Source organism: Marinobacter profundi, assembly GCF_002744715.1.
GTDB lineage: Bacteria > Pseudomonadota > Gammaproteobacteria > Pseudomonadales > Oleiphilaceae > Marinobacter > Marinobacter profundi.
In genome coordinates this window covers 15,752-40,025 of record NZ_KZ319378.1, presented here as the reverse complement: position 1 = coordinate 40,025, position 24,274 = coordinate 15,752, and the positions used below count along the sequence as shown (strand labels likewise).

Here is a 24,274-nt window from a genome sequence, read left to right as displayed (position 1 = left end):
TTAGATGAGCAGGGAGCAGGACAGAACTACTCGCTACAAGGAAGGCAGTCTCACACTTGCAGGAACGGTTATGTTGGGTACCGGCGTCATGATTGGCGCCGGTATCTTTGCGTTGACCGGGCAGATGGCACAGATGACCGGCGTGCTTTTTCCGCTGGCGTTTCTGGCTGCGGCGGTAATCGTCAGCTTCAGTGCCTATTCCTACATTAAAATTTCCGATGCCTACCCGTCAGCTGGTGGGATTGGCATGTACCTTCACAAGGCTTATGGAAACCGGCTGCCGACGGCGTTTAACGCCCTGCTGATGTATTTCTCGATGGTGATCGCCCAGAGCTTTCTTGCGCGCACCTTTGGTTCCTACACCATGCAGCTGTTCGGTGGCGATGAAAGCGGTCGCATGGTGCCCATTCTCGGCGTGTCCCTGATCCTGGCAGCGTTTCTGATCAACCTGCTCGGTAACCGAATGATTCAGGGGGTGGCCTCCTTCATAGGCATCCTGAAGATCGGAGGCATACTGATTTTCGGGGTCGTGGGTGTATGGGTTGCCGACAGTCTGTTGGTCGACTTTTCAAGCACGGGCGAAGCCGGAGCAACGGGTAATTTCCTGGGTGCAACGGCACTTGGAATACTCGCCTTCAAGGGCTTCACTACGATCACTAACAGCGGTTCCGAAGTGATAGATCCCAAGCGGAATGTAGGGCGAGCCATCATTATTTCCATCGCGGCCTGCGTGGTAATTTACACCCTGGTTGGTTTTGCTGTGGCCAGTAACCTGTCGCTGGCTGAAATCATCGAAACGCAGGACTATTCGCTTGCTGCCGCAGCGCGCCCAGCTCTGGGAGAGTACGCGGTCTGGTTCACGGTTGCCATTGCCATGATGGCCACCGCCGGCGGCATTCTGGCCAGTATTTTTGCGGTCTCACGGATGCTTGCGATGTTAACCGAAATGAGGCTGGTTCCCCATCGTCATTTCGGTATGCCGGGCAGTATCCAAAAGCACACGCTGGTTTACACCGTGGTTCTGGGACTGGTTCTGACGGCTTTCTTTGATCTCTCCCGGATTGCAGCACTAGGTATCGTGTTCTATTTGGTAATGGATATTGCCATTCACTGGGGAGTCCTTCGTTATTTACGCGGCGATGTGAAGGCAAAGGCGTGGGTGCCAGCGGTTGCTATCCTCCTGGATTTGCTCGTACTTGGAGGTTTTGTCTGGGTCAAACTGAACTCTGACCCGTTTGTGATTGGCGTTGCGGTTGTCACGATGGTTGTTATTGCCGCTGCGGAGCAGATTTTTCTGAAAAGGTTCCAGGAAACCGGACAGTCGGGACGTGATGAATCTCATGTGCATGATCACCACTAATTAGCAGTTAACCGGAAGGACCGTACCATGATGGAAGGCGATATGTTTGGCAACACAATGTGGGCAGGCCACTGGCTCTGGATGCTGGTGATTGGCATTGTGGTAGTGATACCGGCCTGGCGTATTTGCCAGCGCACGGGATATCCGGGGTGGATGGGCGTCTTGATACTTATCCCCATCGTCAATCTGGTTCTTCTCTACTTCATCGCTTTTAGTGACTGGCCTGTTGAACGTAGTGGGAAATAAATGGGGTGTTGCAATTCAACTGATGCGTTGAGCTCTTTTTCACAATCCTACGATACGACTTAATGCTGTCGTCCATGTGACGACAATTATTGAATGAAACCGGGAGACAACGAGATGAAAGCAAGAAATCTAAAATTGTTCGTATGTTTGATGTTTTTGCAAGTGCCATTTTTGCACGCTGAAGAGGCTCTTTCGGGCGAAGATGTTGCTAGTGTTGTCGTCGGAAACACGGTGCAAATGGAATTCCGAGATGCTCAGGACACTTTCCGCACTCGGACTTTTCATGAGTACTATGATCCTGATGGTTCGATCTATGGAATGACCAAATATCGCGAACAGCAGGGAAACCTTACCCACTATATCGGAACGTGGGAGGTGAAAGACGGTAGGTTTTGCACATCAGTGTACGGTCGCGATTATTCTTGCAATCAAATAAAGCCTTTGTCCGGCAACGCTTACGAATTGGTCAATGAAGGAGGCAAGATCAGGAACGTTAAGTTATACGAAGGGAAGCATCATGGTCTGGAGTAGGGATATCTGGGGGCGAGTGATTCAGCCTCTATTCACTCAGGAAGTACGTTTCGCCCATGCGGAACCAGGAAGCGAGTTAAGTCCATATTGATCTTGTCTCTGGAGAAAATAATCGGAGGACATATTCGGTTGAGCGACTTGAGGGTTAGATGATGAGTGTTTTGGAGCAGTACAGTCTGCTGCTTGCCCTGGTGCTCAGCATTGCAGCTACCGTTCTGGCTCTGTATGGGCTTGCCCGTGCCATTGGCCCGGCACACCGGGAACTGGGCAAGGATGTGCCGGCGAGTTCCGGAGCCTTGTCTCGAGACCCGGTCTGGGGACGCTACCATGCACGGTACTACGGCTACGCGTTGCTGTTTCTGGCCTTCGACATGGAGATGGCGTTCATGTACCCGTGGGCTGTTGTATACAGGGAAGTAGGGTTAGTCGCTTTGTATGACATGGGCGTGTTTCTTGCCATTCTCTTTCTTGGTTTGCTCTACGGCTGGAGCCAAGGGGCTCTTGGGCGGCAATGACTTTTAATCCAGAAATCCGCAATACGGGCTCACGTCAGTGGCTGAAACGAGTCTCTGTGCTTCAGAAGTGGGTCTCTCGTGCCTTGGCGCACGACCTGAGTTGTCTGATCATCCTGGGGCCGGAAGTAGCGTTGGCGTGCGGCTTGGACGTTGCTGCGACAGGTATGCGCATCACCTCCACACCTCGCGATTCAGGTGTGCTTCTGGTCATTGGAGGGCTTTCAGAAAAAATGAGCGAGGCCGTGGCGGTGCTCTACGCGCAGATGCCCCGGCCGCGCGCCATCCTTGTGCTGGGCGGACCGGTACCGTCATCTTTACCGGGGCGCCGATGTTTCCTCAGGTATCTCGCAAGAGGCACTGACCGACGCGGTTGACCGGCTGAGACGGGCGCTGGCGGAAGGCGCTTTTGCCTCCTCTCCCGAGGATTTCGACGCCGCTGTTCTGCACGCCAGGATCGAGTATGTCTGCCCCATGCACCCGGATGTTGTCCAGAACGAGCCGGGTAGTTGCCCCAAGTGTGGCATGGACCTGGTCGCCCGGGAGGCAGGGGAGCCGGCCCCCGAGCATGACCATGACCATGGGCACGATCATCGCGAGCACCGGCACCATGAGCACGAACACCAGCATCATGATCATGCGCAGCAGCACGAACACCATGAACAAGAACGTCATCATGGTCACTGCCATGAACATCATGATTCGCATGAGCACGATCATGAGCAGCACGAGGGTCATCAGCACTCGCACGAAAACCATCATGATCACGGACACAAGCACCAGCACGATGAGTCCGACGGCGACGCGGAGGAGAAAAATTCGGGGCATGATCACAGTGAGCACGGTCATGATAGCCACGAACATGGTGGCCATGATCATGTAGGTCACGGTCATAGTGGTCATGATCATGGTGGGCATGACCACGGCGCCTCGGGATTCATGTCCATGATTGAAGTGACCAAGGACCTGCCTCGTAGTGCCGACGGGTTGGCGATGGACTGGATGGAGGTGCCGTTCGGTCCGGTTTTCCCCGGTCTGCCTGGTGGGCTCAAGTTGACGCTGACTCTTGACGGTGACGGCGTAACAGAAGGACAGGCCACATCCTTGGTGGGCATGATCAATGAGAGTGAAAAAGGCAAGGAGATCGACGCCGAGACCTTTATCGAGCGCCTGGCGTCGGCCATGCCACTGGCCAGCGTGAGCTACCGACTGCTGGCCTGCCTGGCAATCGAGCGGGCGGCTGGTCTTGAGAACGATTCGGCAACCGATCAGGCCCGGGCCGTGGCGCTTGAATGTGAGCGCATCGCCAGTCACCTGGGTTGGCTGGCGCAAACGGGGCGCCAGCTCGGCTTCGCCTGGTTGACGGATCGTGCCGCAACCCTGCAACTGGAGATCCGCCGCGCCAGTGGAAAACGGCTTTTGGAACTGACGCCCGCTCTGCATGCATTGGCGGCTCGTCTTGGGCGAACGCCTTTGCTCAAATCGCGATTGAAGGGGATCGGCATACTGCCATCGGGCACTGCGGGCCTGAGTGGCCCCGTGGCGCGCGCTGCTGACGACGCCGGAGATGCCTGGGCGCGCCTGTGGCAGCGCCTGGACGAAATCATCACGAGCCTCGACTACATCAAGGCAACCGGGGAGCCGGGGCTACCTGTTTTGCGAAACATCGGGCGTGGATCAGGCACCGGTGAGGCCACCGTGGAAACCCCGCGCGGCGAGGCTCAACTGAGCCTGATTCTGGAACACGGCCAGGTGAAATCCTACAGGTTGGACACCGCCTGCAATCACCATATCGGTCTGGTGGCAACGCTTGTGGAGGGCCGGGAGCTGGGTGACGCACTGGTGGCGGTCGGATCACTTGACCTATCGCCCTGGGAGGTGCTCGTGTGAACTTAGCCGTCGTGTTGGTTGCGTTGCTTGGTAGTGTCTGGCTGCTCGCCGTGATCGAAGGCTGGACGACAACCGGCCGCCTGCGTCTGACCGCGACTCTGCTCAGCGGCTTGGCATACCTCGGTCGTGAATCCATTGTGCCGCGTACGCCGGACCGGATCTTTTTCGAGACGGCGCCGGTGCTACTGCTGATCGTCGCGGTGCTTGGCGCGGCGGTTCTGCCGCTGGCGCCGACCTTGGTGATCGCGGATCTGGCTACCGGTGCGCTGTTCATCAACGCGGCGCTTGCCTATGTGCTGGTGGCGCTGATCATGGCCGGCTGGGGCCCGAATGGCGCCTACGCCATGATCGGCGGCTGGCGATTCCTTGGCCAGCTCATCGCCTACGCCATGCTTATTGTCATGCCCATCACTGCGGTGGCGATGCGCGCCGAATCCCTGGTGACCACGGTGATCGTTGTCTCCCAAGACGGCTTGTGGAACATTGTCTATCAGCCGCTTGGTTTCGTGCTGTTTTTCATTGCCGCCATGGCGCTGGCGTTTCGTGCGCCTTTTGATCTGCCAACCGCACCCGGGGAACTGGGCGGGGGTGTGGACGCGGAATACACCGGCGTGCGCCTGGCGGTGTTGCGCCTGGCCAGGCTGACGCTGGTGATCACGCTGGCTTCCGCGACCACGGTGTTCTACCTCGGCGGTTGGCACGGGCCGCTGCTGCCGCCCTGGGCCTGGAGCCTGATCAAGACCCTGGCCGTGGCCGTGTCGATGCTCCTGGCGGGTCGGTATCTGCCGCGCATTCGCGAGGCGGATCTGATGAGGTGGTGCTGGATCCTGGGGATACCCCTGGCCCTGCTCAATATCATTGTTGTCGGTTTACTGGTTCTGGTGGTTCCCTAATGTACGCTCAGGCTTTTTTCGTTGCTGTTTTCGGGCTGGCTGCCATCGGCTTCGGCGTGGTGGTGTTTCGCACCTCGTCCATGGTTCGTTCCGCGCTGGCTCTGCTGTTTTCACAGACGGCCGTCGGCTGCATGTTCCTGGCGATGCAGACCGAATTCCTGGGAGTGCTGCAGATCATGATGATGGCGACGGAGATGAGCATCATGGCCATTTTCATGGTGATGTTCATGATGGACCCGGGCGGGATGGGGGGCATGGATATGACCCACCAGAAGCGCTTTTCAATTGGCGCTGGCGTGGTCGCTGCCGGTGTTGCGATAGTGGTCGCGTTTTGGGCCGATTGGGGACCTGTAACGGCCGAGGCGCCGGATGCGGCGATGCAGACACGGGCGCTGGGCATGGAATTGCTGGGTCGCTCCATGCTGATCTTCGAAACCGCCGGTATCACTATTCTGACCGCGATGATTGCGGCCACGGCGGTGGCGATACCGGTGCAAACGACGGCCAATAGTGCTGACAAGGAGGATACGGAATGACTCTCGTCCTGATCGTGGCGCTTGTAACCGGTGCAATCCTGTGCGGTATTGGTGTTTATGGCGCGTTGTCCCAGACCAATCTGGTTATGATCATGATGGGGGTGGAGCTGATTCTTGCAGGCGCGTTGGTGAACTTGGTCGCCTTCTGGCGTTTTCTGCACCCCGAAAGCTACTCCGGCCAGATGTTCGTGCTGGTGGTGATGACCGTCATGGCGGTCGAAATGGCGGTTGGCTTCGGTGTCGCGATTGCGCGTTTCCGGGCCAAGGGCTCGGTTGAAATGGAAGAAGCCGGGGACCTGAAAGGATGAGTGCAGTGCTTCTACCGATATTGCCACCACTGATCGCCGCCCTGGCGTTGCTGGTTCTGCGCCGGGGCCTCGCGACGATGGCCCTCGGCGGGGCGACGTTAAGTCTGGGCGGCAGCCTCTGGCTACTGGCCCGGGTCGCCGGCGGGCAGACCGAAACCCTGCTTCTGCCCGGTCTGCCGGAAATGCCACTTCGATTGGTCGCCGGACCTATGACAGCACTGCTGGCGGTGGCGGTGGCCACCGTGGGCACGTTCGTGCTGATTTATGCAGTCGGATATATGAAGCGGGAGTCCGGCCTGTGCCGCTTCTACGCAGTAATGTCCCTGTTCCTGGCCGCTATGCAGTCGCTGGTGCTGGCCGGCGACTGGGTTCTGTTGCTGGCGGTCTGGGAGTTGATCGGTTTGTGCAGTTACCTGCTGATTGGCTTTTGGTTCCAGCGGCCCGAGGCCGCGGATGCCGCCGGTCGCGCCTTCCTCTACACTCGTAGCGCCGATCTGGGTTTGTACGTGGCGGTATTTATGCTGATTGGGTCGGCCGGTACCAGCGAGATTGCCGCCTCCCTGGAGGCCGGCGGCAGTGCCTCGACTGCCGCGGGGCTTTTGTTGCTGCTGGCCGCCATGGGTAAGTCGGCCCAAGTCCCCTTGCAGGACTGGCTTATGCGCGCGATGGCGGGGCCGACACCGGTTTCGGCGCTGCTGCACTCGGCCACCCTGGTGGCGGCGGGTGCCATCCTGCTGATCCGTTCGGCCCCGCTGCTGACACCGGAGGTGTTGCTCGTCGTCGGACTTGTCGGCGGCGTTACCACGGTGGCGGCCGGAGTTATTGCACTTGCCGAGCGTGATCTCAAACGCCTGCTTGCCGCTTCCACTGCCAGTCAATATGGCTTGATGCTGGTTGCGGTTGGAGCCGGCGTTCCGCTGGCGGCCCTCCTGCATTTGCTCGCCCACGCCGCCATCAAGAGCACCCTGTTTCTTGCCGCCGGAGACTTCCAGCATGCCCGCGGGGGTACCGGGTTCGATCAGTTGGAGGGTGTTGGTCGTGACAGACCCTGGACTTTTGCCGGCTTTGTGCTGGCAGCGCTGGCACTGGCCGGTATCCCGCCACTGAGTGGGTTCTTTTCCAAGGACGCGGTAATCGCCGCCGCCCTGTCTGCGCAGGGCACCGCCTGGCTCGGCCCCCTGGCGCTGGCCGGTGCCCTGCTGACCGGCGGCTATATGGCCCGGGCCTTGTGCCTGCTATGGCGAGGCTCCGGAGAAACCCGCCCGGTTGCCGGTAGTGCCTGGATGACTTTGGGCGTTTGGGGGTTGGCGGTCCCTGCCACGATTCTCGGCCTGGCCTTCGGCCCCATCGAGGCCGTTCTTGATCTGCCCGCCGTCACCGCAGGCACATTGGCCGTGCTCCTTGGGCTTCTTGCTGCCGCGTGCGGCCTCGGCCTGGGCTGGCTCGTGCCGGCTCCCCGCCTGCTAGGGCCGGTTTATCCGTGGGCGCGACGCGGACTTTCCGTTGGCGGTGGGCTTACGGTCTGGGTCGGTAGGCCCGCAATGGCTGTGGCCCGAGGATGTGAGCGTTTGGAAGGGCGTCTGTATGAAGCTGTGCTTTCTCTTGGGCGCGCCGGTCTCTTCCTTGCCTCTGCGAGCGAGCGAGCGGAGCGGGGCTTGTTCAAGATTGTGCTTTGCGTGGGCAGGGTGAGCCTGAGGGTCGCGACCTATGTGCGGTTTGGAGATGAACGCCGTATCAACGGCCTGATTTTCGCCCTGGTGGCGGCTGTGCGTGCACTGGGTGCACGAGCCCGAAACCTCCAAAGCGGCCTCATCCACCAAAGCCTGGCGATCAGTGCGGTCGCAATCGCCGTCACATTGGCTGTTCTGCTTTTTGCATCATCGACGAGCTTTTAGAGGAAACCCGTATTCATGCTACCACTTGTCTCGCTCACCGTGTTTTTGCCGTTGGTCGGCGCGGTGCTGATTCTGTGTCTTCCGAAGCCCGCAACGCGTACGGTACACGGCATAGCGATTATTACCACCGCCCTTACACTGATCGGTGCCCTTTCCATGTGGTTGCAGGGTGCGAGCGGTGCAGGCTTTTCCCAGGTCGAAGCGCTGCAATGGATACCGGCCATCGGCGCCGCCTACCGGGTGGGAGTTGATGGGATCAGTCTGCCTTTGGTGTTGTTGAGCGCCGTTCTTTTCCTGGTTGCTGTGATCTATACATCGTCGCTTCGTGAACGTCCGCGCACCTATATGGCCCTGGTACTTCTACTGGAAACTGCGTCTATTGGTACCTTTACAGCCCTCGACGGTATCCTGTTTTACGTCTTCTTCGAGGTTTCCCTTGTCTCCATGTATTTCATGATCGCCGGGTGGGGCCACGAAGACAGGCAACGGGCAGCGTTGATGTTTTTTATATACACCTTGCTGGGAAGTCTGCCGCTTCTGCTTGCTATCCTCGGGCTTTATCTGGGCAGTCCCGAACCGACCTTCGACATGCGAGCCTGGATTGAGAATCCCCCCTTGGAGGGCGCGGCGGCCATGTGGGCTTTGGTAGCTATGCTGATCACCTTTGCGGTGAAGATCCCCGCGGTGCCGCTGCATACCTGGTTGCCCGCCGCCCACGTGCAGGCGCCGACCGTCGGTAGCGTCATTCTAGCCGGCGTCATGCTGAAATTTGGCACTTACGGGCTGGTCCGATTTGCCCTGCAAATGACCCCCGATGCGTTCCGTGAAGCGGGTGTTGTTGTTCTGGTTCTCGGTGTTGTCAGCGCGCTCTACGGGGCTTTTGCCGCTTTGGCCCAGAGTGATCTGAAACGCTTGGTCGCCTATACGTCGGTTAACCACATGGGGTATGTCATTGTCGGTGTGGCCGTGGCGGCAATAACTCTGGATCCCTCGGTGCGAACTGTTGCTTTGGATGGTGCGGTATTGCAGATGTTCAGCCACGGACTGGTTACCGGTGCCTTGTTCTTGCTGGTGGGTATGATCCAGGATCGCGCCCACACCCGCGAAATGGGCGAATTGGGTGGGTTGCTCAAGACGGTCCCGATGCTCGGCTGGACCTTTGTGTTGGTGGCCTTTGCATCTCTGGGCTTGCCCGGGCTGGCTCACTTTCCGGCCGAGTTTCAGATATTTCTTGCCACTTTAAGCGCTTCGCCTGCTGCGGTTGTTGTAATTCTGGGTATTGCCATTATTGCCGGTACGTTTCTCAAAGCACTGCGGGAAACCTTTCTGGGCGAGCCCCGGCAGCGCTGGCAGGCCATGCCTGATTTGAGTGCGCGAGAGTGGCTTGCTGTGGGGCCATTGCTGGTGCTCACTGTTGGCACTGGCGTGGCACCCTCTTGGGTGCTGGGCATCATCCACCGCACTACATCGGCGCTGGCACTGTGATGGCTCGTGATCTTGCACTGTTGATTCCTGAAATTGCCGTACTGTTGACGGCTGTCGGTGCGTTGATTGCGGAAATGCTGCGTAGGCCACACATTGCGCTGCTGGTCGCCGTTAGCGGTCTGATCGTCGCCACGGCTCTGACCGTCGGTCTGATCGGTGAAGACACAACGGTGTTTGGTGGCAGTTTCCGGGTTGACGAACTCAGTGTGTGGGCCAAACTCATTCTGCTGCCGGCCACCATCCTCGCCATATTTTTGGCGAGAGTGGATGTGAGAGGCACCGTGCGAGAGGGCACGGTTTACAGTCTGCTGTGCTTTGCCACCATTGGCGCGCTCGTTCTGGCAGGTGCGGGTGATACGATGTTCCTTATACTGGGCACATTATTAACGGGCCTGGCCACCTTTGCCTTGGTTGCCTACCCGGATACCGACCCTGCCACTGAGGCCGCCATGAAGTTTTTCGTGTTCGCCTCGGTCACAGGTGCAATCATGATTTTCGGCCTGAGCTACTGGTTCGGCGCTGCGGGATCCACGTTACTTGCGGATCTTCCTGGTATAGATACCATGCCAACGGCGGTTCTTCTTGGGTTCGTGGCGGTGGTTGTTGGTCTGGGTTACAAGGCCTCGCTGGTTCCATTCCATTTCTGGGCACCGGATGCCTATGAGGGTGGCCCGCTGTCTATTGCCGCCTATTTGTCCGTCGTCCCAAAAGTGGGTGCGCTGTTTGCGTTAACGCAGGTGGTCAGCGACCTGGCGCCTGACAGCAGTTGGGCGGTTGTTATCGCCATACTGGCGGTTCTGAGTATGACCTATGGCTACCTGGCCGCGCTGGTCCAGACTAACGTGATTCGGCTACTTGCCTATTCGTCGATTGCCCAATCCGGCTATTTCCTTCTGGGCATCTTGGCAGTCGGCGCCAGTGAACTTGCGCTACCATCCATCATTCTGTTCGCCGCCGCATACGCGGCCATGAACCTGGGCGCTTTCGCAGTTGCCGCCAATGCCGGACGGACTCTGAGCGATTTTGACGGATTGGGTCGATCTCAACCGCTTATTGGCATCGCTATGGTGATCTTTTTGCTGTCGCTGGTTGGGATTCCCCCATTGGCGGGTTTTGTCGGCAAGTTCCTTTTGTTTGCCGCAGCCATCGACGTGCAGTACACCTGGGTGGCAGTGGTTGCGATCATCAATAGCGTACTCTCGCTGGCAGTTTATCTGCGCCTCGTTGTGCCGATGTACAGGCAAGGGAATGTCGTGGTGGCTAGAACTGATATCTGGTTGAAAGCCGTACTGATAATAGCGCTGACTGTCACACTCCTTTTGGGTGTATTTGCGCAAGTGTTTGTAGGGCCGTTTGCATGATGGCCGAAGCCCATTATTTATTGCCGAGAGTAATCACCGCCCTGACGTCTGAGATCAAGCCAGCCTCTATAGAGCCAACGCAGACCAAAGAGCGAGACTGTTGGAACGATAATCCACTGCACTAGAGGCGCAATACCTGTGCCAATAAAGGGTAACAGGGGCATAGAATCATTGTAGCTCCAGCGCTGGCCTGCGCCTGTGGCCCATGCTTCAAAGACTATCGTTATAAGCAGACCGGTAGCAAAATACACTCCTAAAACATGGCGGCGCCACCGTCCCTGTATCCAAAAGCCATCTTTAGTTGCCGCGGCGGCAATGCCATAGGCAAATAGTGCAATATTGGCATCACCGATTGCCGCCCGCGTGCACAGCCAGACTACCGCACCATGGGATGCCTCCATCATCCCTGTAAAGAAAGGCACCTGGATCATTTCCCAAAAAAAATGCAGCAAAAAGCTGACAGACCAAATTAAAAAAAACAGGAACCAGCCTCTACGGGATAGTCGACTTGAACAATGCATAATCTATCCAACTAATCTATTAATTTCAGGCAGCCGAAGTTGAAATCGCCATTTCCAATTGAATACTAGCCAAGTCTTCCCAACCCTGGGAATGTTGCTAGCCTCCACAAAGCTAATTGAATTATCTGGCCGGTTAAAGCCATCGCACCCAGCACTAAGGGCCTAAATCGCCTATGTGATATGTCGTCAGATCTTATTGGCAGGGCGTCTACATAAAAAGTGGGAGAAATGAATTTTAGCTGAAATTTCATGTTCGTTTCAGGTTTGTGCGTCAAGATGAACTGCGTTTAACTGGCACATCCATTCTGAGGCAACAAACCGTTGTCGATACGAAAAATAAAACAAGGAGTTTCAGGTGAGCAAAATCTTCAAATCAATAGGTGCTCCACTGGCGATAGCTTTAGTAACAACTCCGGCATTGGCTGCAGAGCCGGTCGGTAGCGCGTCACCGGAGGTGGGCGAATTGAAGGCCGAAATCAACCAACTCACAGCGGAGGTTGAGAAGCTTAAGAAAAGCGACTCGCCATTCAGCGTGAACGGTTATTACCGCCTGCAGGCGACCTCAGAAAGCCTAGATACGGCCGACGATAACAGTACTGCTTTTGTTGACCAGCGCCTGCGTGCAAAGATCACCGGCGACCTCAACGATAACGTGAGCCTGGTTTGGTACGGTGAGGTCGATTCTCCCTGGGGTGAGAAGGGAAGCTGCCAGGGTGACAATTGCGGCAAACTCAGCGCCGACGGCGTTGGCGTTGAGACCAAAAATGCCTACGCTGAACTGAAGGTGCCGAACAGCGACTGGAAGGTGCGAGCGGGCATCCAGGGGTATGGCTTCGGCAAGTACGAGAGCTTTGTTACCAACGACGACATGAATGGCGTCTCCTTTGCGGGCAATGTTGGTATGGCCACGCTGACAGGTGGCTGGTTCAAGTGGGAAGAAAACGATAGGGATTCCGCGGACGACGTAGACTTCTACATGTTGAACGCCGAGCTTCATCCCAGCGAAATGTTCCACTACGGTCTCACCGGTGCCCAGATCAAAAACAGGAGTCAAGTTGCTCTGAATGGCACGGCGGCTCGAACAGATGATAATTATGTTGGCGTCTACGCCGACTATACGGCTCAGAGTCTCGCCTATAGTGGCTCGGTACTGTACAAAAACGCGTCCGGGGTCGACTCAAGTGCGACCGATGGTGACACGTACATGCTGAACCTTTACGCCAAAAAGCACTGGAACGGCGGTGCTCTCACGGTTCACGGCATCTATATCCCGGCTGACGACAGCAGCAACGGTGCCGATCGCTTTGCAGCAAACCAGTCAGGCTGGGAGCTGAACAGCGATAATCTGCAAATATTTGGAACAGACTACTACTACAACAATGGTTCCCAGGGGGCAAAGTCAGTTTATGACGCAGCTTACCAGGGATACGGTCTGATGGGGCTGATGGTCTCGGGTGATCAGGAACTGTCCAATGACTACTACCTGAAGTATGGCACCGGATACTTCCGCGCTGCCGACGACGCGCCCGACAGCGCAGTCCAAGCCAACGGTTCAAGCCTTGGTACTGAAGTCGCTGCCCAGGTTGGTAAAAAGTTTGCCGGCTTGTATGACATTAGTCTCCGAGGCTCTTATGGTTTTATGGGGGATTTCTACGGAGATGACCCGGAGGATACCTATAAGGTCGTAGCTATGGTCAATATCAGTTACTGATGAACGTCTAATCGCATAATCAGTTCAACGGCCGGGCTTTAGCCCGGCCGTTTGTCATTGTGCCATTGGCGTGATGTTTGGCGGATGGTTCGGGTCCACGCAGTTTCGCGGCTTTGATAAATTAACGAACAATCCGTTTTGGCTACTCAGAATGTGGAAAGGCCGTCCAGGTTTTTTTCTGCCAGCGAATTTCATTGCACCCCTGGCTCCGATCGGTTTGGGCACCGGACGTCATTGTTGTTCCTGTTGTTCTCCGGGTGCGCTTTCCTGTAGTGTTTGTCCGCCTCCTGATCCCGCAGCTGTGTTTCATTGCCTTTGACTGATTGACTATGGGGCAGTTGTTAGCTCTGCCAATAGGCGGATTCGCCCTGATCGGTTGGTCCAGATTCAAGACGATGGGCGCTACGGACGCTGCAACTGATTAATGGCATTAACTAGAACTATCTTTTTGATATTCCTCTTTATTGCCGGAAACCCGCCCGCGAGGGAGCGAGCCTCATCTTATCTGTCTCTAACACACGGGCCGTGAAGGCTTTTTCTCGGACATAATCAACAGCAGGGAAAAGAAGCTGGTCAGGTAATAAACTCCTGAGCAGTCATGTACGTTATCCCGTTAAGAGTTTTTATCCACTCAGTATCTGGCGACGCACAATCAGCCACTATCAGGTCGCGGTTCTACTAACACAGCCCTTCAAACCCAGAAGTCTCACAATTTTATGAGCCGCAAACGAGGCCCGTAGGGACTGCTCTGTATGACGGATGAGGTGATGTCGCCTTGTCCAGCTCTTTTTGGCTGTGAGCTTTTGGAAGTACCTCTTGAGAGTCAGATTCAATCTGACCGATATCAAGGTTGTCCCTGTCATAAGCGCCCTAAACTGAATTAATTACCTATCAATGAAATATTGAATCCATTCAACCGCTTATACGACCATAGAAGGTACCGCTAGGATGAAAATGATGCTAACTCCGCTCACTGCCAGGAATGGCCAAAAAAATCAGAAGTCGTTGCTTGCCTTTGCCATTGGTTCGGTTCTGGCCTCTGCCGCAACGCCTGTCCTGTCCATGACCTTTACCGAAGCCTTAACCGGAGGGAAGGTTTCGCTTGATGTTCGTTACCGTTACGAATTTGTGGATCAGGACAACCCTCTTGATCAAGCCCATGCTTCCACCGTTCGAACCCGACTGGGGTACCGGACTGGTGATTTTAAGGGGTTTGAGGTGTTTACCGAGGCGGAAGATGTCTCCGCTGTAGGGAATGAGAACTACAATAGCACCATTAATGGCATAACCGATCACTCAGTAGTCGCTGATCCGACGGAGACCGAAGTCAACCAAATTTACGTGCGTTACAAAGGTTTTTCGGATACGAGCCTGACCTACGGCCGTCAGCGCTTTGCTATGGACAATCACCGGTTTATAGGTACGGTTGGCTGGCGCCAGAATGAACAAACCTTCGATGCCTTTGTCGGCACCAACGAGTCGCTTCCGGATACGAAGATTACAGCGGGCTATCTTCACAATGCTAACCGGGTATTCTCGGATGCCAGCCCGAATGGCAATTTCCGAATGCAGTCGCCCGTTTTCAACGCACAGTATTATGGCTTGGCTGCCGGAACCTTGACAACCTATGGTTATCTTTTCGACTTTACCAACGCAGACGTCAACTCAACCCAGAATTTTGGTTTGCGGTTCGCAGGTGGCACCGATGTAGCGGAAGACGCCAAGGTCCTGTACACCCTGGAGTACGCAATCCAGAAGGACTATGCAGACAACCCGCAAAGCTTTGAGGCAGCTTATTGGCTGGCGGAAGTGGGTCTCGCGGCCTACGGCCTGACCTTTAAGGTGGGCATGGAGACCCTGGAGTCGGACGACGGTCGGTCATTCCAAACGCCTCTGGCGACGCTTCACGCGATGAACGGTTGGGCCGACCAGTTCCTGGTCACCCCGGACGATGGCCTGCAGGATCTATACGTATCTGCGGGTGCCTTAGTAAAGGGAGTCAAGTGGCTAGCCGTTTATCATGACTACAGTAGCGACATAAATAGTCTGAGCTATGGCTCAGAGTTAGGGCTGCTGGCTGTCTACCCGATCAACAAACACTACACGGTGGGGGCCAAGTTCGCCAGTTATGCCGAGGATGGTCGCGGCGTGGATACTGACAAGGCTTGGTTGTGGGGGGAGGTCAAGTTTTGAACTTATCTCTGTTGCGGTGAGCTGACATTCTTTTGAAAGAAGGCTGACCCGACTGAGGAGTAGATAATCCGCATAGCAAGGGTCGCTGGCGAACGCTGCGGCTGAGAAGGTCTCAGGCAGCGTTCGGCCCTTGTCAGCGCCATAAATTTACAGAAATTGATGTGTTAGCTATGCTTTGCCAAGAACCTAAACAACAAGGAGAAACACGATGGGTAAAGCTATTAATGGTAAGTTCGAGAACATGGATCAGGCACGCAACACGCGAGACGATCTTATTGGCAGTGAAATCCCACAGGATGTGATCTTTATTGATAAGGAAGAGCAGACGATCCGGGTGATGTTGCCGCAGGAGGAGGCCGGGGAAGTTTATGAGATCTTCGATCGACACGGCGTTACTTATAAGTGAAAGCTCGTTAACATAGATTCCTGAAATACAAGTTCTATACCTCCGTCTTTGCTTCGCTTGCATATTGCCCATAGCGCCGGCGCGAAATATGCCGGCGCAATTGGCTATGTAAAACCGCCAGTTGCCTCTGAACGTTTTTCCGTACTTCAGCGTTCGTATGGCTCATTCCTGTTCATCGACCTTTCCCAGCTATTTGTCCTATGCAAACGCATAATAAGACTTGAATTAGATCGCCCACCATCGGGCCGTTATCAGAAGTAACGGATCCAAAGTGCTCTCTCGTCTTTAGTACTGATGAGCGTTTTCAAGGCCCCGCTGAAGCGTATCGGAAAATAGGCGATGCGTTTACCCTCCTGCCCCGCTGTGATGAATCAGGCGAACAATGACACTCGAATTCAGTATTTTCATTTCTGCGTGCCAGTCGTCTTGTATTCCTTTATGGCGCATTGTCTTTCCATCTGGTCAACATTGGGATTTGCTTGACCGAGATCACATTATGATTCGGCCTAAGCCGCTGATTCAGTTTGGATTCAGGTAGATATGCTTTAATGGAATGAGCGGCGTCTATTCTGGGCGCCTGGCTACCTGGTAAAAGCCCCGGTCGGCCAATATGCAAAGGGATGCAAGGAATGAAAAATACCGTTGTGGAGATCCGCGGCTTGCTATCGGCACTGAGTGCTCGGGGCGTAGAGAAACAGTTATTGAGGTTGCCCGGCATCAAGAAAGCCGAGGTCAATTATGTGACCGGCAGCGCGACCGTCACCTATGACGAAGCGACGGTGGATATTGATGCTATCGATGCCAGGATACACGAGTGCGGCTACCACTGTTCTGGAGAATGGTTACCAAGGCACGTTTGCGACCAGGAAGGCCCACAGGGCAAAGTAGGAATTGTGTCCCGGTCCGCACACGATGGCCACTCCTTTCATACCGACCGCAACGATGCGGTCGCTCCTGCTGAGCACGCCGAACATGCTGGCGCAAAGGACGAGATGGCTCACGAGATGGGCCACGGCGGCAGCATGGACATGCAGGCAATGGTGCGCGACATGCGCAACCGTTTCTGGGTCTGCCTGATCTTCAGCCTCCCGATTTTCATTTATTCGCCCATGGGTGGGCTGTTCGAACCGCCAGCACCGCCCTTCGGGCTGCGGCTAGACCTGTGGTTGCTATTACTGGCAAGCATCGCGGTGCTCTGGCCAAGCTGGCCGTTCTTTGTTGCCGCCTGGCGCGCGCTGAAAAACGGCGTGCTCAACATGGCTGTGCTGGTCGTTCTCTCGGTGGGTACTGGCTACCTGTTCAGCGTCGGTTCCACGCTCTTTTTCCCGGGGGTGCAGTTTTTCGAGGCGGTGGCGGTGTTGCTGGTGTTCATCCTGCTCGGCCATTGGCTGGAGATGCGCGCCCGTGCCGGTGCCTCGGACGCCATCCGCTCGCTGATGGATCTCGCGCCGCCCAAGGCCACTGTGTTGCGTGATGGCCAGGAACGGGAGGTACCCACCGCTGAGGTTCTGAAGGACGACATCGTCGTGATCCGCCCCGGCAATAAGATTCCGGTGGACGGTGAGGTCTTGGAGGGCGAGTCCCTGGTGGATGAGTCCATGCTCACTGGCGAGTCCATGCCGGTGGAAAAAAAGCCCGGCGATAAGGTGATCGGGGCCACCATTAACAAGAGCGGCAGCTTCAGGTATCGCGCCACCAAGGTGGGTTCCGACACCGCGTTAGCGCAGATCGTCAAGCTGGTGCAGGAGGCGCAGAACTCCAAGGCCCCGGCGCAGCTGCTGGCGGACAAAGCGTCACAGTGGCTGGTGGTGATTGCCATCGTGATCGGCCTGCTAACCTTCGCCGTCTGGTTCTGGTGGATCGGCCAAAGCCTGCTGCTTGCCGTGACCCTGACTATCACCGTGTTCGTGATCGCCTGTCCGGATGCCCTCGGCCTTGCCACGCCCATGGCGGTGATGGTGGGCACCGGCCTCGGTGCCAGGAACGGCATCTTGTTCAAGAATGCCTCTGCACTTGAGGATGCCACCCGGCTGGATATTGTGGTCTTCGACAAGACCGGCACCCTGACCATGGGCGAGCCGCAGGTGGTCGAGGTGGTCGTGGTGGCGGGCAGCACCGAGGAGGCGGTCCTCGCACTGGCGGGGACGGTGGAGCAGGGCTCGGACCATCCTCTGGCCCAGGCGATACAAAGTAAGGCCGAAGGCTTGCAGCTCGATCCGCTGACCGGCTTCACCAACATCGAGGGCAAGGGCGCGCGGGCGGAGATTGGCAGCAAGACCGTGCTGCTCGGCAACCGCCGGCTGATGGACGAAGAGAAGGTCGACATGGCGAGCCTGAAGGACGAGGCCGCGCGTCTGCAGAGTGCGGGTCAGACCGTGGTGCACGTCGCCCAGGACGGGAAGCTGGTCGGCCTTATCGCCATTGCCGATGCGCCGCGCCCCACCGCTACTGCAATGGTCAAAAAGATGCGTGAACGCGGGGTGGAGGTGGCGATGCTCACCGGCGACAACCAGGCCACCGCCGAGCGCATCGCCCGGGAACTCGGCATTGAGATGGTGATCGCCGATGTCCTTCCGGGGCAGAAAGCAGACAAGATCAAGGAGCTCCAGGCTCAGGGCAAGAAGGTTGGCATGGTGGGCGACGGTGTCAATGACGCCCCGGCACTGACCCAGGCGGAGGTGGGTTTCGCCATCGGTGCCGGCACTGATGTGGCCATTGAGAGCGCTGACGTGGTGCTGATGAAGAGCGACCCCTACGATGTGCTGGGAGCCATCGAGCTGTCGCGCGCTACCCTGCGCAAGATGCACCAGAACCTGTTCTGGGCGGTGGGCTATAACGTCATCGCCTTTCCCGCGGCGGCAGGCGTGTTCTATCCGTTGGTGATAAGCCCAGAAGTAGCGGCGCTCGCAATGTCTGGAAGCTCCGCTCTTGTTGCGGTAAATGCACTCCTGCTAAAGCGAACCCGACTGGACGGCTTAGGGTAGACGACCGCAGAACACGGATAAAACATCCTCCGAACATTAAATTGTGAGCACCAAACGAGATAGCCGAAACATAGTTGCTGGCACGCAAAAGGAAGACTGACATGACCAAAGAAAACAGATCTCTGGACTCTGAGGAGCAGGATCTCGCAACACGATTTCCAACCGCCTACACCATTCTGTTTCTGCTGATCATTCTGGTTTCAGCGCTAACCTGGATTATCCCTGCAGGTCAGTACGAGCGCTCCATGAACGAAGGGGTGGGGCGGGAAGTTGCGGTGCCTGGCACCTATCAAACCGTGGACCCCAACCCCCAGGGCTTCGTTGATGTGATGCTGGCACCCACGGCAGGCTTTTACGACCCGGACAGTTACGCGGCCAACGCGATTGACGTGGCCCTGTTCGTGCTGTTTCTCGGTGGCTTTCTCGGAGTAATGAACGCCACCGGGGCCATCGACACAGGCATCCGCAGTGCCATGCACAGACTGGAAGGGCGCGAAATATGGATGATCCCGATACTGATGACGCTGTTTGCACTGGGGGGTACAACCTACGGCATGGCTGAGGAGACCCTGGCTTTCTATGCCATTCTGATTCCGGTCATTATCTCGGCGGGGTACGACGCAGTCACCGGAGTTGCCATCATTCTGGTGGGGGCCGGTATTGGTGTGCTGGGGTCAACGATCAACCCCTTTGCAACAGTCATTGCCTCCAACGCTGCGGATATTCCCTTTACAGACGGCATTGTGCTTCGGTTTGTGCTGCTTGTAGGTGGCCTTCTCATTTGCGCGGCGTACGTTATGCGCTATGCCCAACGGGTCAAGGCCGATCCATCCCGCTCCGTGGTTGCCAAACAGAGGGATGCTCACCGCAAACTGTTCCTTCAGGGCCACGATGAACTGGAAGATTTCGAGCTCACCGGTACGCAGAAAATTGCCCTGATCATCTTCACACTGACGTTCATCGTGATGATCTGGGGTGTTTCCTCCCAGGGCTGGTGGATGGCCAGAATGGGCGCGCTCTTCTTTGGTTCGGCCATCGTGATCGGCATCATCGCCCGGCTGGGTGAGAAAAAGCTGACCAGCAGTTTTGTTGACGGTGCCCGCGATTTGCTGGGCGTGGCGCTGGTCGTCGGGCTGGCCCGTGGCATTGTGGTGATTATGGAGCAGGGCATGATTGCCGACACCATCCTGCACAGTGCGGAGACCACGCTGGGAGGCTTGCCGGAACTGGCCTTTATCAACCTGATGTTCTGGATCGAAGTGGGCATGAGCTTCTTCGTGCCTTCCTCATCCGGCCTGGCGGTACTCTCCATGCCGATCCTTGCGCCGCCGGCGGACTTTGCCAACGTGGGGCGTGATCTGGTGGTCACCGCCTATCAGTCAGCCAACGGCCTGGTCAACCTGATCAACCCGACCTTTGCCGTGGTGGTGGGCGGCCTGGCCATCGGCCGTGTTTCCTACGATCGATGGCTGGCGTTTATCTGGCCATTGCTACTGATTCTCACAATTTTTATCAGTGTGGTGATCAGTATTGGCGCGTTTCTGTAACCCTTTCTATAACCCCATGCAAAGGAGCATGCGACATGGCTGAGTACACACTTGGTGTTCACTCTGAAACCGGTACCCTGCGGCAGGTCATCGTCTGCCGCCCAGGGCTTGCCCACCGGAGACTGACCCCGTCGAACTGCGATGCACTGCTGTTTGATGATGTCTTCTGGGTCAAGCAGGCCCAGAAGGACCACGACGTCTTCGCCGGGATCATGCGCGCCCGGGGCGTGGAGGTGCTGGACGTTAACGAACTGCTGGCGGACACCCTCGATATCCCGGAGGCGCGGGCCTGGATTCTGGATAACCGGATCACCTGGAACCATATCGGGGTGGGTATGGTGTCTGATCTCCGCGCCTGGATGGATGAGCTACCTGGCCAGCCCCTGGCAGAGTTCCTCATCGGCGGACTGGAAGTGGGCGACCTGCCTTTCGATCCCGCCGGACTGTTTGGCAATCACCTGGGGCCTCACGGGTTTGTGCTGCCGCCGCTGCCGAACTTCCTGTTCACCCGTGACAACAGCGCCTGGATCTATGGCGGTGTCACCCTCAACCCGATGTACTGGGCTGCGCGCAAACCGGAGACGCTACTGATGAGCGCAATCTACCGGTTCCACCCGAAGTTCGCCGGCAAGGTGAACGTGCATTGGGGCGACCCGCTTGCAGATCATGCGCTGGCGACCCTGGAAGGGGGCGACATCATGCCGGTGGGTAATGGCGCCGTGCTGGTGGGGATGGGGGAACGATCCTCCCCGCAAGCCATCGGCCAGCTGGCCAGGGCGCTGTTTGCCAACGGCACGGCAGACAGGGTGATCGCCTGCCAGATTCCCAAGACCCGTTCAGCCATGCACCTGGATACGGTGTTTACCTTCTGTGGCGGCAACGTAGTCACCACGTTCAAGGAAGTCGCCGATGAAATGGTTTGCTACGACCTGCGTCCGGGAGAAGGCGACAAGCACCTGTCGTTTTTCCAGGACAGTCGCCCGCTGTTTGATGTTGTTGCGGAGGTCCTTGGTTACCCGTCGCTGGAAGTGGTCGCCACTGGTGGCGAGACCCCTGCCGAACGGGAGCGGGAACAGTGGAACGATGGCAATAACGTGTTGGCACTGAGCCCGGGCGTCGTTATCGGTTACGACCGCAACGACGATACCAATGCCGCCCTGGAAGCGGCCGGCATAGAGGTACTGGCCATACCCGGCGCGGAACTGGGCCGGGGCCGGGGTGGTGGGCGCTGCATGAGCTGCCCGACAATACGAGATGCAGTCTGACAAGGAAGGAGCAGAACCATGGCTTTTAATCTCAAGAACCGACATTTCCTGACCCTGAGGGACTTTACGCCCCGGGAAATCAGTTTTTTGCTCAAGCTTTCCGCCGACCTGAAAACCGCCAAGTACGCCGGCACCGAAGTGCCAATGCTGCAGGGCAAGGACATAGCGCTGATCTTCGAGAAGAACTCCACCCGGACCCGGGTCGGGTTTGAGGTCGCAGCGTTTGATCAGGGCGCCCGGGTCACCTATCTAGGCCCGACGGGCACCCATATCGGACACAAGGAATCAGTGAAGGACACGGCACGGGTGCTGGGGCGCGTATACGACGCCATCGAATACCGGGGCTTCGGCCAGGCGGTTGTCGAGGAGCTGGCGAAGTACGCCGGCGTGCCCGTATACAACGGCTTGACCAATGAATTCCACCCCACCCAGATACTGGCAGACTTCCTGACCATGCAGGAAAACGTGGAAAAGCCACTGCGGGACGTGGCGTTTGTGTTCATTGGCGACGCCGCCAATAACATGGGCGACAGCCTGCTGATTGGTGGCGCCAAGATGGGAATGGACGTACGTCTGTGCGCTCCCAAAGCCTGCTGGCCCAGCGAAGCGATTCAGAAGGAAGCGCAGACCATTGCCACTGGAACCGGCGCCCGGATCATGATCACGGAGGACATTGATGCCGCGGTTGCCGGGGTTGATTTTGTCTACACCGACGTGTGGGTGTCCATGGGCGAGGCCAAGGAAAAGTGGGCAGAGCGGATCAAACTCTTGCAGCCCTACCAGGTCAATGCTGCCCTGATGGAGAAAACCGGCAACCCCCGCGCAAGGTTCATGCACTGCCTGCCGGCCTTCCATAACACCGAGACTACCGTGGGCAAGGAAATACAGTCTGAGTTTGGCATTAATGCGATGGAAGTCACTGAAGACGTCTTTGAAAGCCCCGCCTCCATCGTGTTTGATCAGGCGGAGAACCGGATGCACACCATCAAGGCCGTGCTCGTTGCCACTCTTGGAAGCTGAGACAAGGAGATCGACATGCTTGTGGTAGCAGCACTTGGAGGCAATGCCCTGTTGCGGCGAGGGGAACCCCTGACCGCCGCGGCGCAGCGGGCCAACGTGAAGATTGCAGCCCAATCTCTGGCCGACATCGTCCGCGCAGGCCACCAGCTGGTGGTCACTCACGGTAATGGTCCGCAGGTAGGCCTGCTGGCGCTTCAGGGCGCCGCCTATAAGCCGGACGAAGCCTATCCACTGGACGTGCTGGGTGCGGAGACCGAAGGCATGATCGGCTATATCATCGAACAGGAGCTTGAAAATGCCCTGGATCACGACCGGCCAGTAGCGACTCTGCTGACCCAGGTTCTGGTGGATAAAGACGACCCCGCCTTCAAAAAACCGACAAAATTTGTCGGGCCGGTGTACGACAAGGAAGAAGCCGAGACCAGAGCCGAAGCCGCCGGCTGGCACATAGCCCAGGATGGCGACAAGTGGCGGCGGGTAGTGCCCTCGCCCAAGCCCCTGGAAATACCCGACATGCGGGTGCTCAAACTGCTGCTGGAGCAGGGTGTTGTGGTGATCTGTGCCGGAGGCGGTGGCATCCCCATTCTGCGCCGGGACGACGGCAGCATGATCGGCGTGGAAGCGGTGATCGACAAAGACGCCGCCAGCGCACTACTGGCCAGCCAATTGGGTGCAGACGCTTTGCTGCTCCTCACCGATGTGGATGCCATCTACCGTGACTTCGGCAAAGACACCGCCGCCCCAATTCATGAACTGACGCTCGATGAGGCCCGCAAGCTGGATCTTCCCGCAGGTTCCATGGGGCCCAAAATGGCGGCAGCGGCAAGCTTCGCAGAAAGCGGTAGCGTCAGCGGTATTGGTCAGCTGGAGGATGCGCTTGCCATTTTGGAGGGTGGTGCAGGCACGCGAATCCTTCGTGCAGTTTAGTCCTTTCCTGCCAAAGTGGAAAACTTGATGCGCATCAAATCCTCAGTATAGACGGACTCTTTTTGCATCTTTTTTTGGAGGTTTTCAGCATGAATTCAGGCTTATGAGTTTAAGTGGTAGGTAATTGCTGTCTGCTGACGTAATTGTCAACAACGAAACAACACAAGGGAACGGGAAGATGGATATTAAAACCTTCGGAGAACTTATTAACTGGACACGGGACCTGCATGCTCATCTTGCAAGATGCCTGTCCCACTGCGCCACTAAGAATGAAGAAGAGCGAGCACAAGCGTTGCTGGACTATTTGGCGACCCATGAATCGGAAATGGAACGTATTGTGAACGAGTTCAAGTCGCAGGGCGATTCCAAAGTGTTGGAGACAAGGGTCTACGACTACCTGTCTCACCATCCCATTAAGACCCACAGAACCTGCGATGAGCCATACGCACAGCTGGATTTTGAGGGCATATGCAGAGAAGTATTCGATTTCCATGATCAGATAGAGGACCTTTATCGCACCATGGCCGACAAAGCCGAAATTCCCGAGGCGAAAGAATTACTGCAGTCGTTGCTAACCATGGAAGAGAACGAAGCTATGCGATTGGCCAGGCAGATAGGACGTATGAACGACCTCTGATCAGAACACTGAAATTATTCTTCGACGCAGAAAAGGATGTTGATAC

21 protein-coding genes are annotated in these 24,274 nt (G+C 56.8%); 20 read left to right on the top strand and 1 reads right to left on the bottom strand.

Going from position 1 to position 24,274, the window contains the following annotated elements; genetic code table 11:
* Positions 1-4 precede the first annotated feature (4 nt).
* The 11 genes from CLH61_RS17135 (at position 5) to CLH61_RS17080 (ending at position 11,017) form a co-directional block, all read left to right on the top strand.
* Positions 5-1,360: an APC family permease gene (locus CLH61_RS17135; RefSeq protein ID WP_099615973.1), complete on the top strand. Its 1,356-nt coding sequence runs from the start codon at positions 5-7 to the stop codon at positions 1,358-1,360.
* 27 nt (positions 1,361-1,387) lie between these two features.
* Positions 1,388-1,606, top strand: a complete 219-nt coding sequence (locus tag CLH61_RS17130) for a hypothetical protein (protein ID WP_099615972.1) — start codon at positions 1,388-1,390, stop codon at positions 1,604-1,606.
* Between the two features lie 114 nt (positions 1,607-1,720).
* Positions 1,721-2,137 (top strand): hypothetical protein, encoded by a 417-nt coding sequence (locus tag CLH61_RS17125; protein ID WP_099615971.1) that lies wholly within the window; start codon positions 1,721-1,723, stop codon positions 2,135-2,137.
* Between the two features lie 149 nt (positions 2,138-2,286).
* Positions 2,287-2,652 (top strand): NADH-quinone oxidoreductase subunit A, encoded by a 366-nt coding sequence (locus tag CLH61_RS17120; protein ID WP_228152685.1) that lies wholly within the window; start codon positions 2,287-2,289, stop codon positions 2,650-2,652.
* A gap of 942 nt (positions 2,653-3,594) precedes the next feature.
* The gene (locus CLH61_RS17110) at positions 3,595-4,539 is read left to right on the top strand and encodes a Ni Fe-hydrogenase III large subunit (protein ID WP_099615986.1); all 945 of its coding nucleotides are present in this window, start codon (positions 3,595-3,597) and stop codon (positions 4,537-4,539) included.
* Entirely contained in the window at positions 4,536-5,432 is an 897-nt protein-coding gene (locus CLH61_RS17105) for a complex I subunit 1/NuoH family protein (protein ID WP_099615969.1), read from the top strand. Before CLH61_RS17110 ends, CLH61_RS17105 begins: the two co-directional genes overlap by 4 nt.
* On the top strand, positions 5,432-5,968 hold the full coding sequence (locus CLH61_RS17100) for an NADH-quinone oxidoreductase subunit J family protein (protein ID WP_091855032.1): 537 nt from the start codon (positions 5,432-5,434) through the stop codon (positions 5,966-5,968). Before CLH61_RS17105 ends, CLH61_RS17100 begins: the two co-directional genes overlap by 1 nt.
* Positions 5,965-6,276 carry an NADH-quinone oxidoreductase subunit NuoK gene (nuoK, locus tag CLH61_RS17095; RefSeq protein ID WP_091855030.1) on the top strand — a complete coding sequence of 104 codons (312 nt, stop codon included), beginning with the start codon at positions 5,965-5,967 and terminating at the stop codon, positions 6,274-6,276. The genes CLH61_RS17100 and nuoK overlap by 4 nt, the downstream gene beginning before the upstream one ends.
* Positions 6,273-8,171 (top strand): NADH-quinone oxidoreductase subunit 5 family protein, encoded by a 1,899-nt coding sequence (locus CLH61_RS17090; RefSeq protein WP_099615968.1) that lies wholly within the window; start codon positions 6,273-6,275, stop codon positions 8,169-8,171. Before nuoK ends, CLH61_RS17090 begins: the two co-directional genes overlap by 4 nt.
* Before the next feature lie 15 nt (positions 8,172-8,186).
* The gene (locus CLH61_RS17085; RefSeq protein ID WP_099615967.1) at positions 8,187-9,656 is read left to right on the top strand and encodes a complex I subunit 4 family protein; all 1,470 of its coding nucleotides are present in this window, start codon (positions 8,187-8,189) and stop codon (positions 9,654-9,656) included.
* Entirely contained in the window at positions 9,656-11,017 is a 1,362-nt protein-coding gene (locus CLH61_RS17080) for an NADH-quinone oxidoreductase subunit N (RefSeq protein WP_099615966.1), read from the top strand. The genes CLH61_RS17085 and CLH61_RS17080 overlap by 1 nt, the downstream gene beginning before the upstream one ends.
* A gap of 17 nt (positions 11,018-11,034) precedes the next feature.
* On the opposite strand, the gene CLH61_RS17075 is transcribed toward CLH61_RS17080, so the two are convergent.
* Positions 11,035-11,538, bottom strand: coding sequence for a hypothetical protein (locus CLH61_RS17075; protein WP_228152684.1), 504 nt, complete (start codon positions 11,536-11,538; stop codon positions 11,035-11,037).
* Positions 11,539-11,893: 355 nt separating this feature from the next.
* Between CLH61_RS17075 and CLH61_RS17070 the strand changes: the two genes are divergently transcribed.
* From CLH61_RS17070 to CLH61_RS17030, 9 genes are all read left to right on the top strand, one after another.
* Positions 11,894-13,249, top strand: coding sequence for a hypothetical protein (locus CLH61_RS17070; RefSeq protein WP_099615965.1), 1,356 nt, complete (start codon positions 11,894-11,896; stop codon positions 13,247-13,249).
* A gap of 948 nt (positions 13,250-14,197) precedes the next feature.
* A complete protein-coding gene (locus tag CLH61_RS17065) occupies positions 14,198-15,442 on the top strand; it encodes an alginate export family protein (RefSeq protein ID WP_228152683.1) in 1,245 nt (414 codons plus the stop codon).
* 208 nt (positions 15,443-15,650) lie between these two features.
* Complete coding sequence (locus tag CLH61_RS17060) at positions 15,651-15,848, top strand: hypothetical protein (RefSeq protein WP_008171269.1); 198 nt, start codon at positions 15,651-15,653, stop codon at positions 15,846-15,848.
* A gap of 629 nt (positions 15,849-16,477) precedes the next feature.
* Entirely contained in the window at positions 16,478-18,832 is a 2,355-nt protein-coding gene (locus tag CLH61_RS17055) for a heavy metal translocating P-type ATPase (RefSeq protein WP_099615964.1), read from the top strand.
* A gap of 101 nt (positions 18,833-18,933) precedes the next feature.
* Positions 18,934-20,379, top strand: coding sequence for a YfcC family protein (locus tag CLH61_RS17050; protein WP_099615963.1), 1,446 nt, complete (start codon positions 18,934-18,936; stop codon positions 20,377-20,379).
* A gap of 35 nt (positions 20,380-20,414) precedes the next feature.
* Positions 20,415-21,644 (top strand): arginine deiminase, encoded by a 1,230-nt coding sequence (locus tag CLH61_RS17045; RefSeq protein ID WP_091854507.1) that lies wholly within the window; start codon positions 20,415-20,417, stop codon positions 21,642-21,644.
* Between the two features lie 18 nt (positions 21,645-21,662).
* On the top strand, positions 21,663-22,664 hold the full coding sequence (gene argF / locus CLH61_RS17040) for an ornithine carbamoyltransferase (protein WP_099615962.1): 1,002 nt from the start codon (positions 21,663-21,665) through the stop codon (positions 22,662-22,664).
* A 15-nt stretch (positions 22,665-22,679) separates the two neighbouring features.
* Complete coding sequence (gene arcC / locus CLH61_RS17035; protein ID WP_099615961.1) at positions 22,680-23,591, top strand: carbamate kinase; 912 nt, start codon at positions 22,680-22,682, stop codon at positions 23,589-23,591.
* 178 nt (positions 23,592-23,769) lie between these two features.
* On the top strand, positions 23,770-24,228 hold the full coding sequence (locus CLH61_RS17030; protein WP_099615960.1) for an ATPase: 459 nt from the start codon (positions 23,770-23,772) through the stop codon (positions 24,226-24,228).
* Positions 24,229-24,274: the final 46 nt, after the last annotated feature.

Excerpts from the sequence above, each read along its gene's own strand:
- CLH61_RS17135 (WP_099615973.1), top strand. The coding sequence starts at position 5 with ATGAGCAGGGAGCAGGACAGAACTACTCGCTACAAGGAAGGCAGTCTC.
- CLH61_RS17130 (WP_099615972.1), top strand. The coding sequence starts at position 1,388 with ATGATGGAAGGCGATATGTTTGGCAACACAATGTGGGCAGGCCACTGG.
- CLH61_RS17125 (WP_099615971.1), top strand. The coding sequence starts at position 1,721 with ATGAAAGCAAGAAATCTAAAATTGTTCGTATGTTTGATGTTTTTGCAA.
- CLH61_RS17120 (WP_228152685.1), top strand. The coding sequence starts at position 2,287 with ATGATGAGTGTTTTGGAGCAGTACAGTCTGCTGCTTGCCCTGGTGCTC.
- CLH61_RS17110 (WP_099615986.1), top strand. The coding sequence starts at position 3,595 with ATGATTGAAGTGACCAAGGACCTGCCTCGTAGTGCCGACGGGTTGGCG.
- CLH61_RS17100 (WP_091855032.1), top strand. The coding sequence starts at position 5,432 with ATGTACGCTCAGGCTTTTTTCGTTGCTGTTTTCGGGCTGGCTGCCATC.
- nuoK (WP_091855030.1), top strand. The coding sequence starts at position 5,965 with ATGACTCTCGTCCTGATCGTGGCGCTTGTAACCGGTGCAATCCTGTGC.
- CLH61_RS17090 (WP_099615968.1), top strand. The coding sequence starts at position 6,273 with ATGAGTGCAGTGCTTCTACCGATATTGCCACCACTGATCGCCGCCCTG.
- CLH61_RS17085 (WP_099615967.1), top strand. The coding sequence starts at position 8,187 with ATGCTACCACTTGTCTCGCTCACCGTGTTTTTGCCGTTGGTCGGCGCG.
- CLH61_RS17080 (WP_099615966.1), top strand. The coding sequence starts at position 9,656 with ATGGCTCGTGATCTTGCACTGTTGATTCCTGAAATTGCCGTACTGTTG.
- CLH61_RS17075 (WP_228152684.1), bottom strand. The coding sequence starts at position 11,538 with ATGCATTGTTCAAGTCGACTATCCCGTAGAGGCTGGTTCCTGTTTTTT.
- CLH61_RS17065 (WP_228152683.1), top strand. The coding sequence starts at position 14,198 with ATGAAAATGATGCTAACTCCGCTCACTGCCAGGAATGGCCAAAAAAAT.
- CLH61_RS17060 (WP_008171269.1), top strand. The coding sequence starts at position 15,651 with ATGGGTAAAGCTATTAATGGTAAGTTCGAGAACATGGATCAGGCACGC.
- CLH61_RS17055 (WP_099615964.1), top strand. The coding sequence starts at position 16,478 with ATGAAAAATACCGTTGTGGAGATCCGCGGCTTGCTATCGGCACTGAGT.
- CLH61_RS17050 (WP_099615963.1), top strand. The coding sequence starts at position 18,934 with ATGACCAAAGAAAACAGATCTCTGGACTCTGAGGAGCAGGATCTCGCA.
- CLH61_RS17045 (WP_091854507.1), top strand. The coding sequence starts at position 20,415 with ATGGCTGAGTACACACTTGGTGTTCACTCTGAAACCGGTACCCTGCGG.
- argF (WP_099615962.1), top strand. The coding sequence starts at position 21,663 with ATGGCTTTTAATCTCAAGAACCGACATTTCCTGACCCTGAGGGACTTT.
- arcC (WP_099615961.1), top strand. The coding sequence starts at position 22,680 with ATGCTTGTGGTAGCAGCACTTGGAGGCAATGCCCTGTTGCGGCGAGGG.
- CLH61_RS17030 (WP_099615960.1), top strand. The coding sequence starts at position 23,770 with ATGGATATTAAAACCTTCGGAGAACTTATTAACTGGACACGGGACCTG.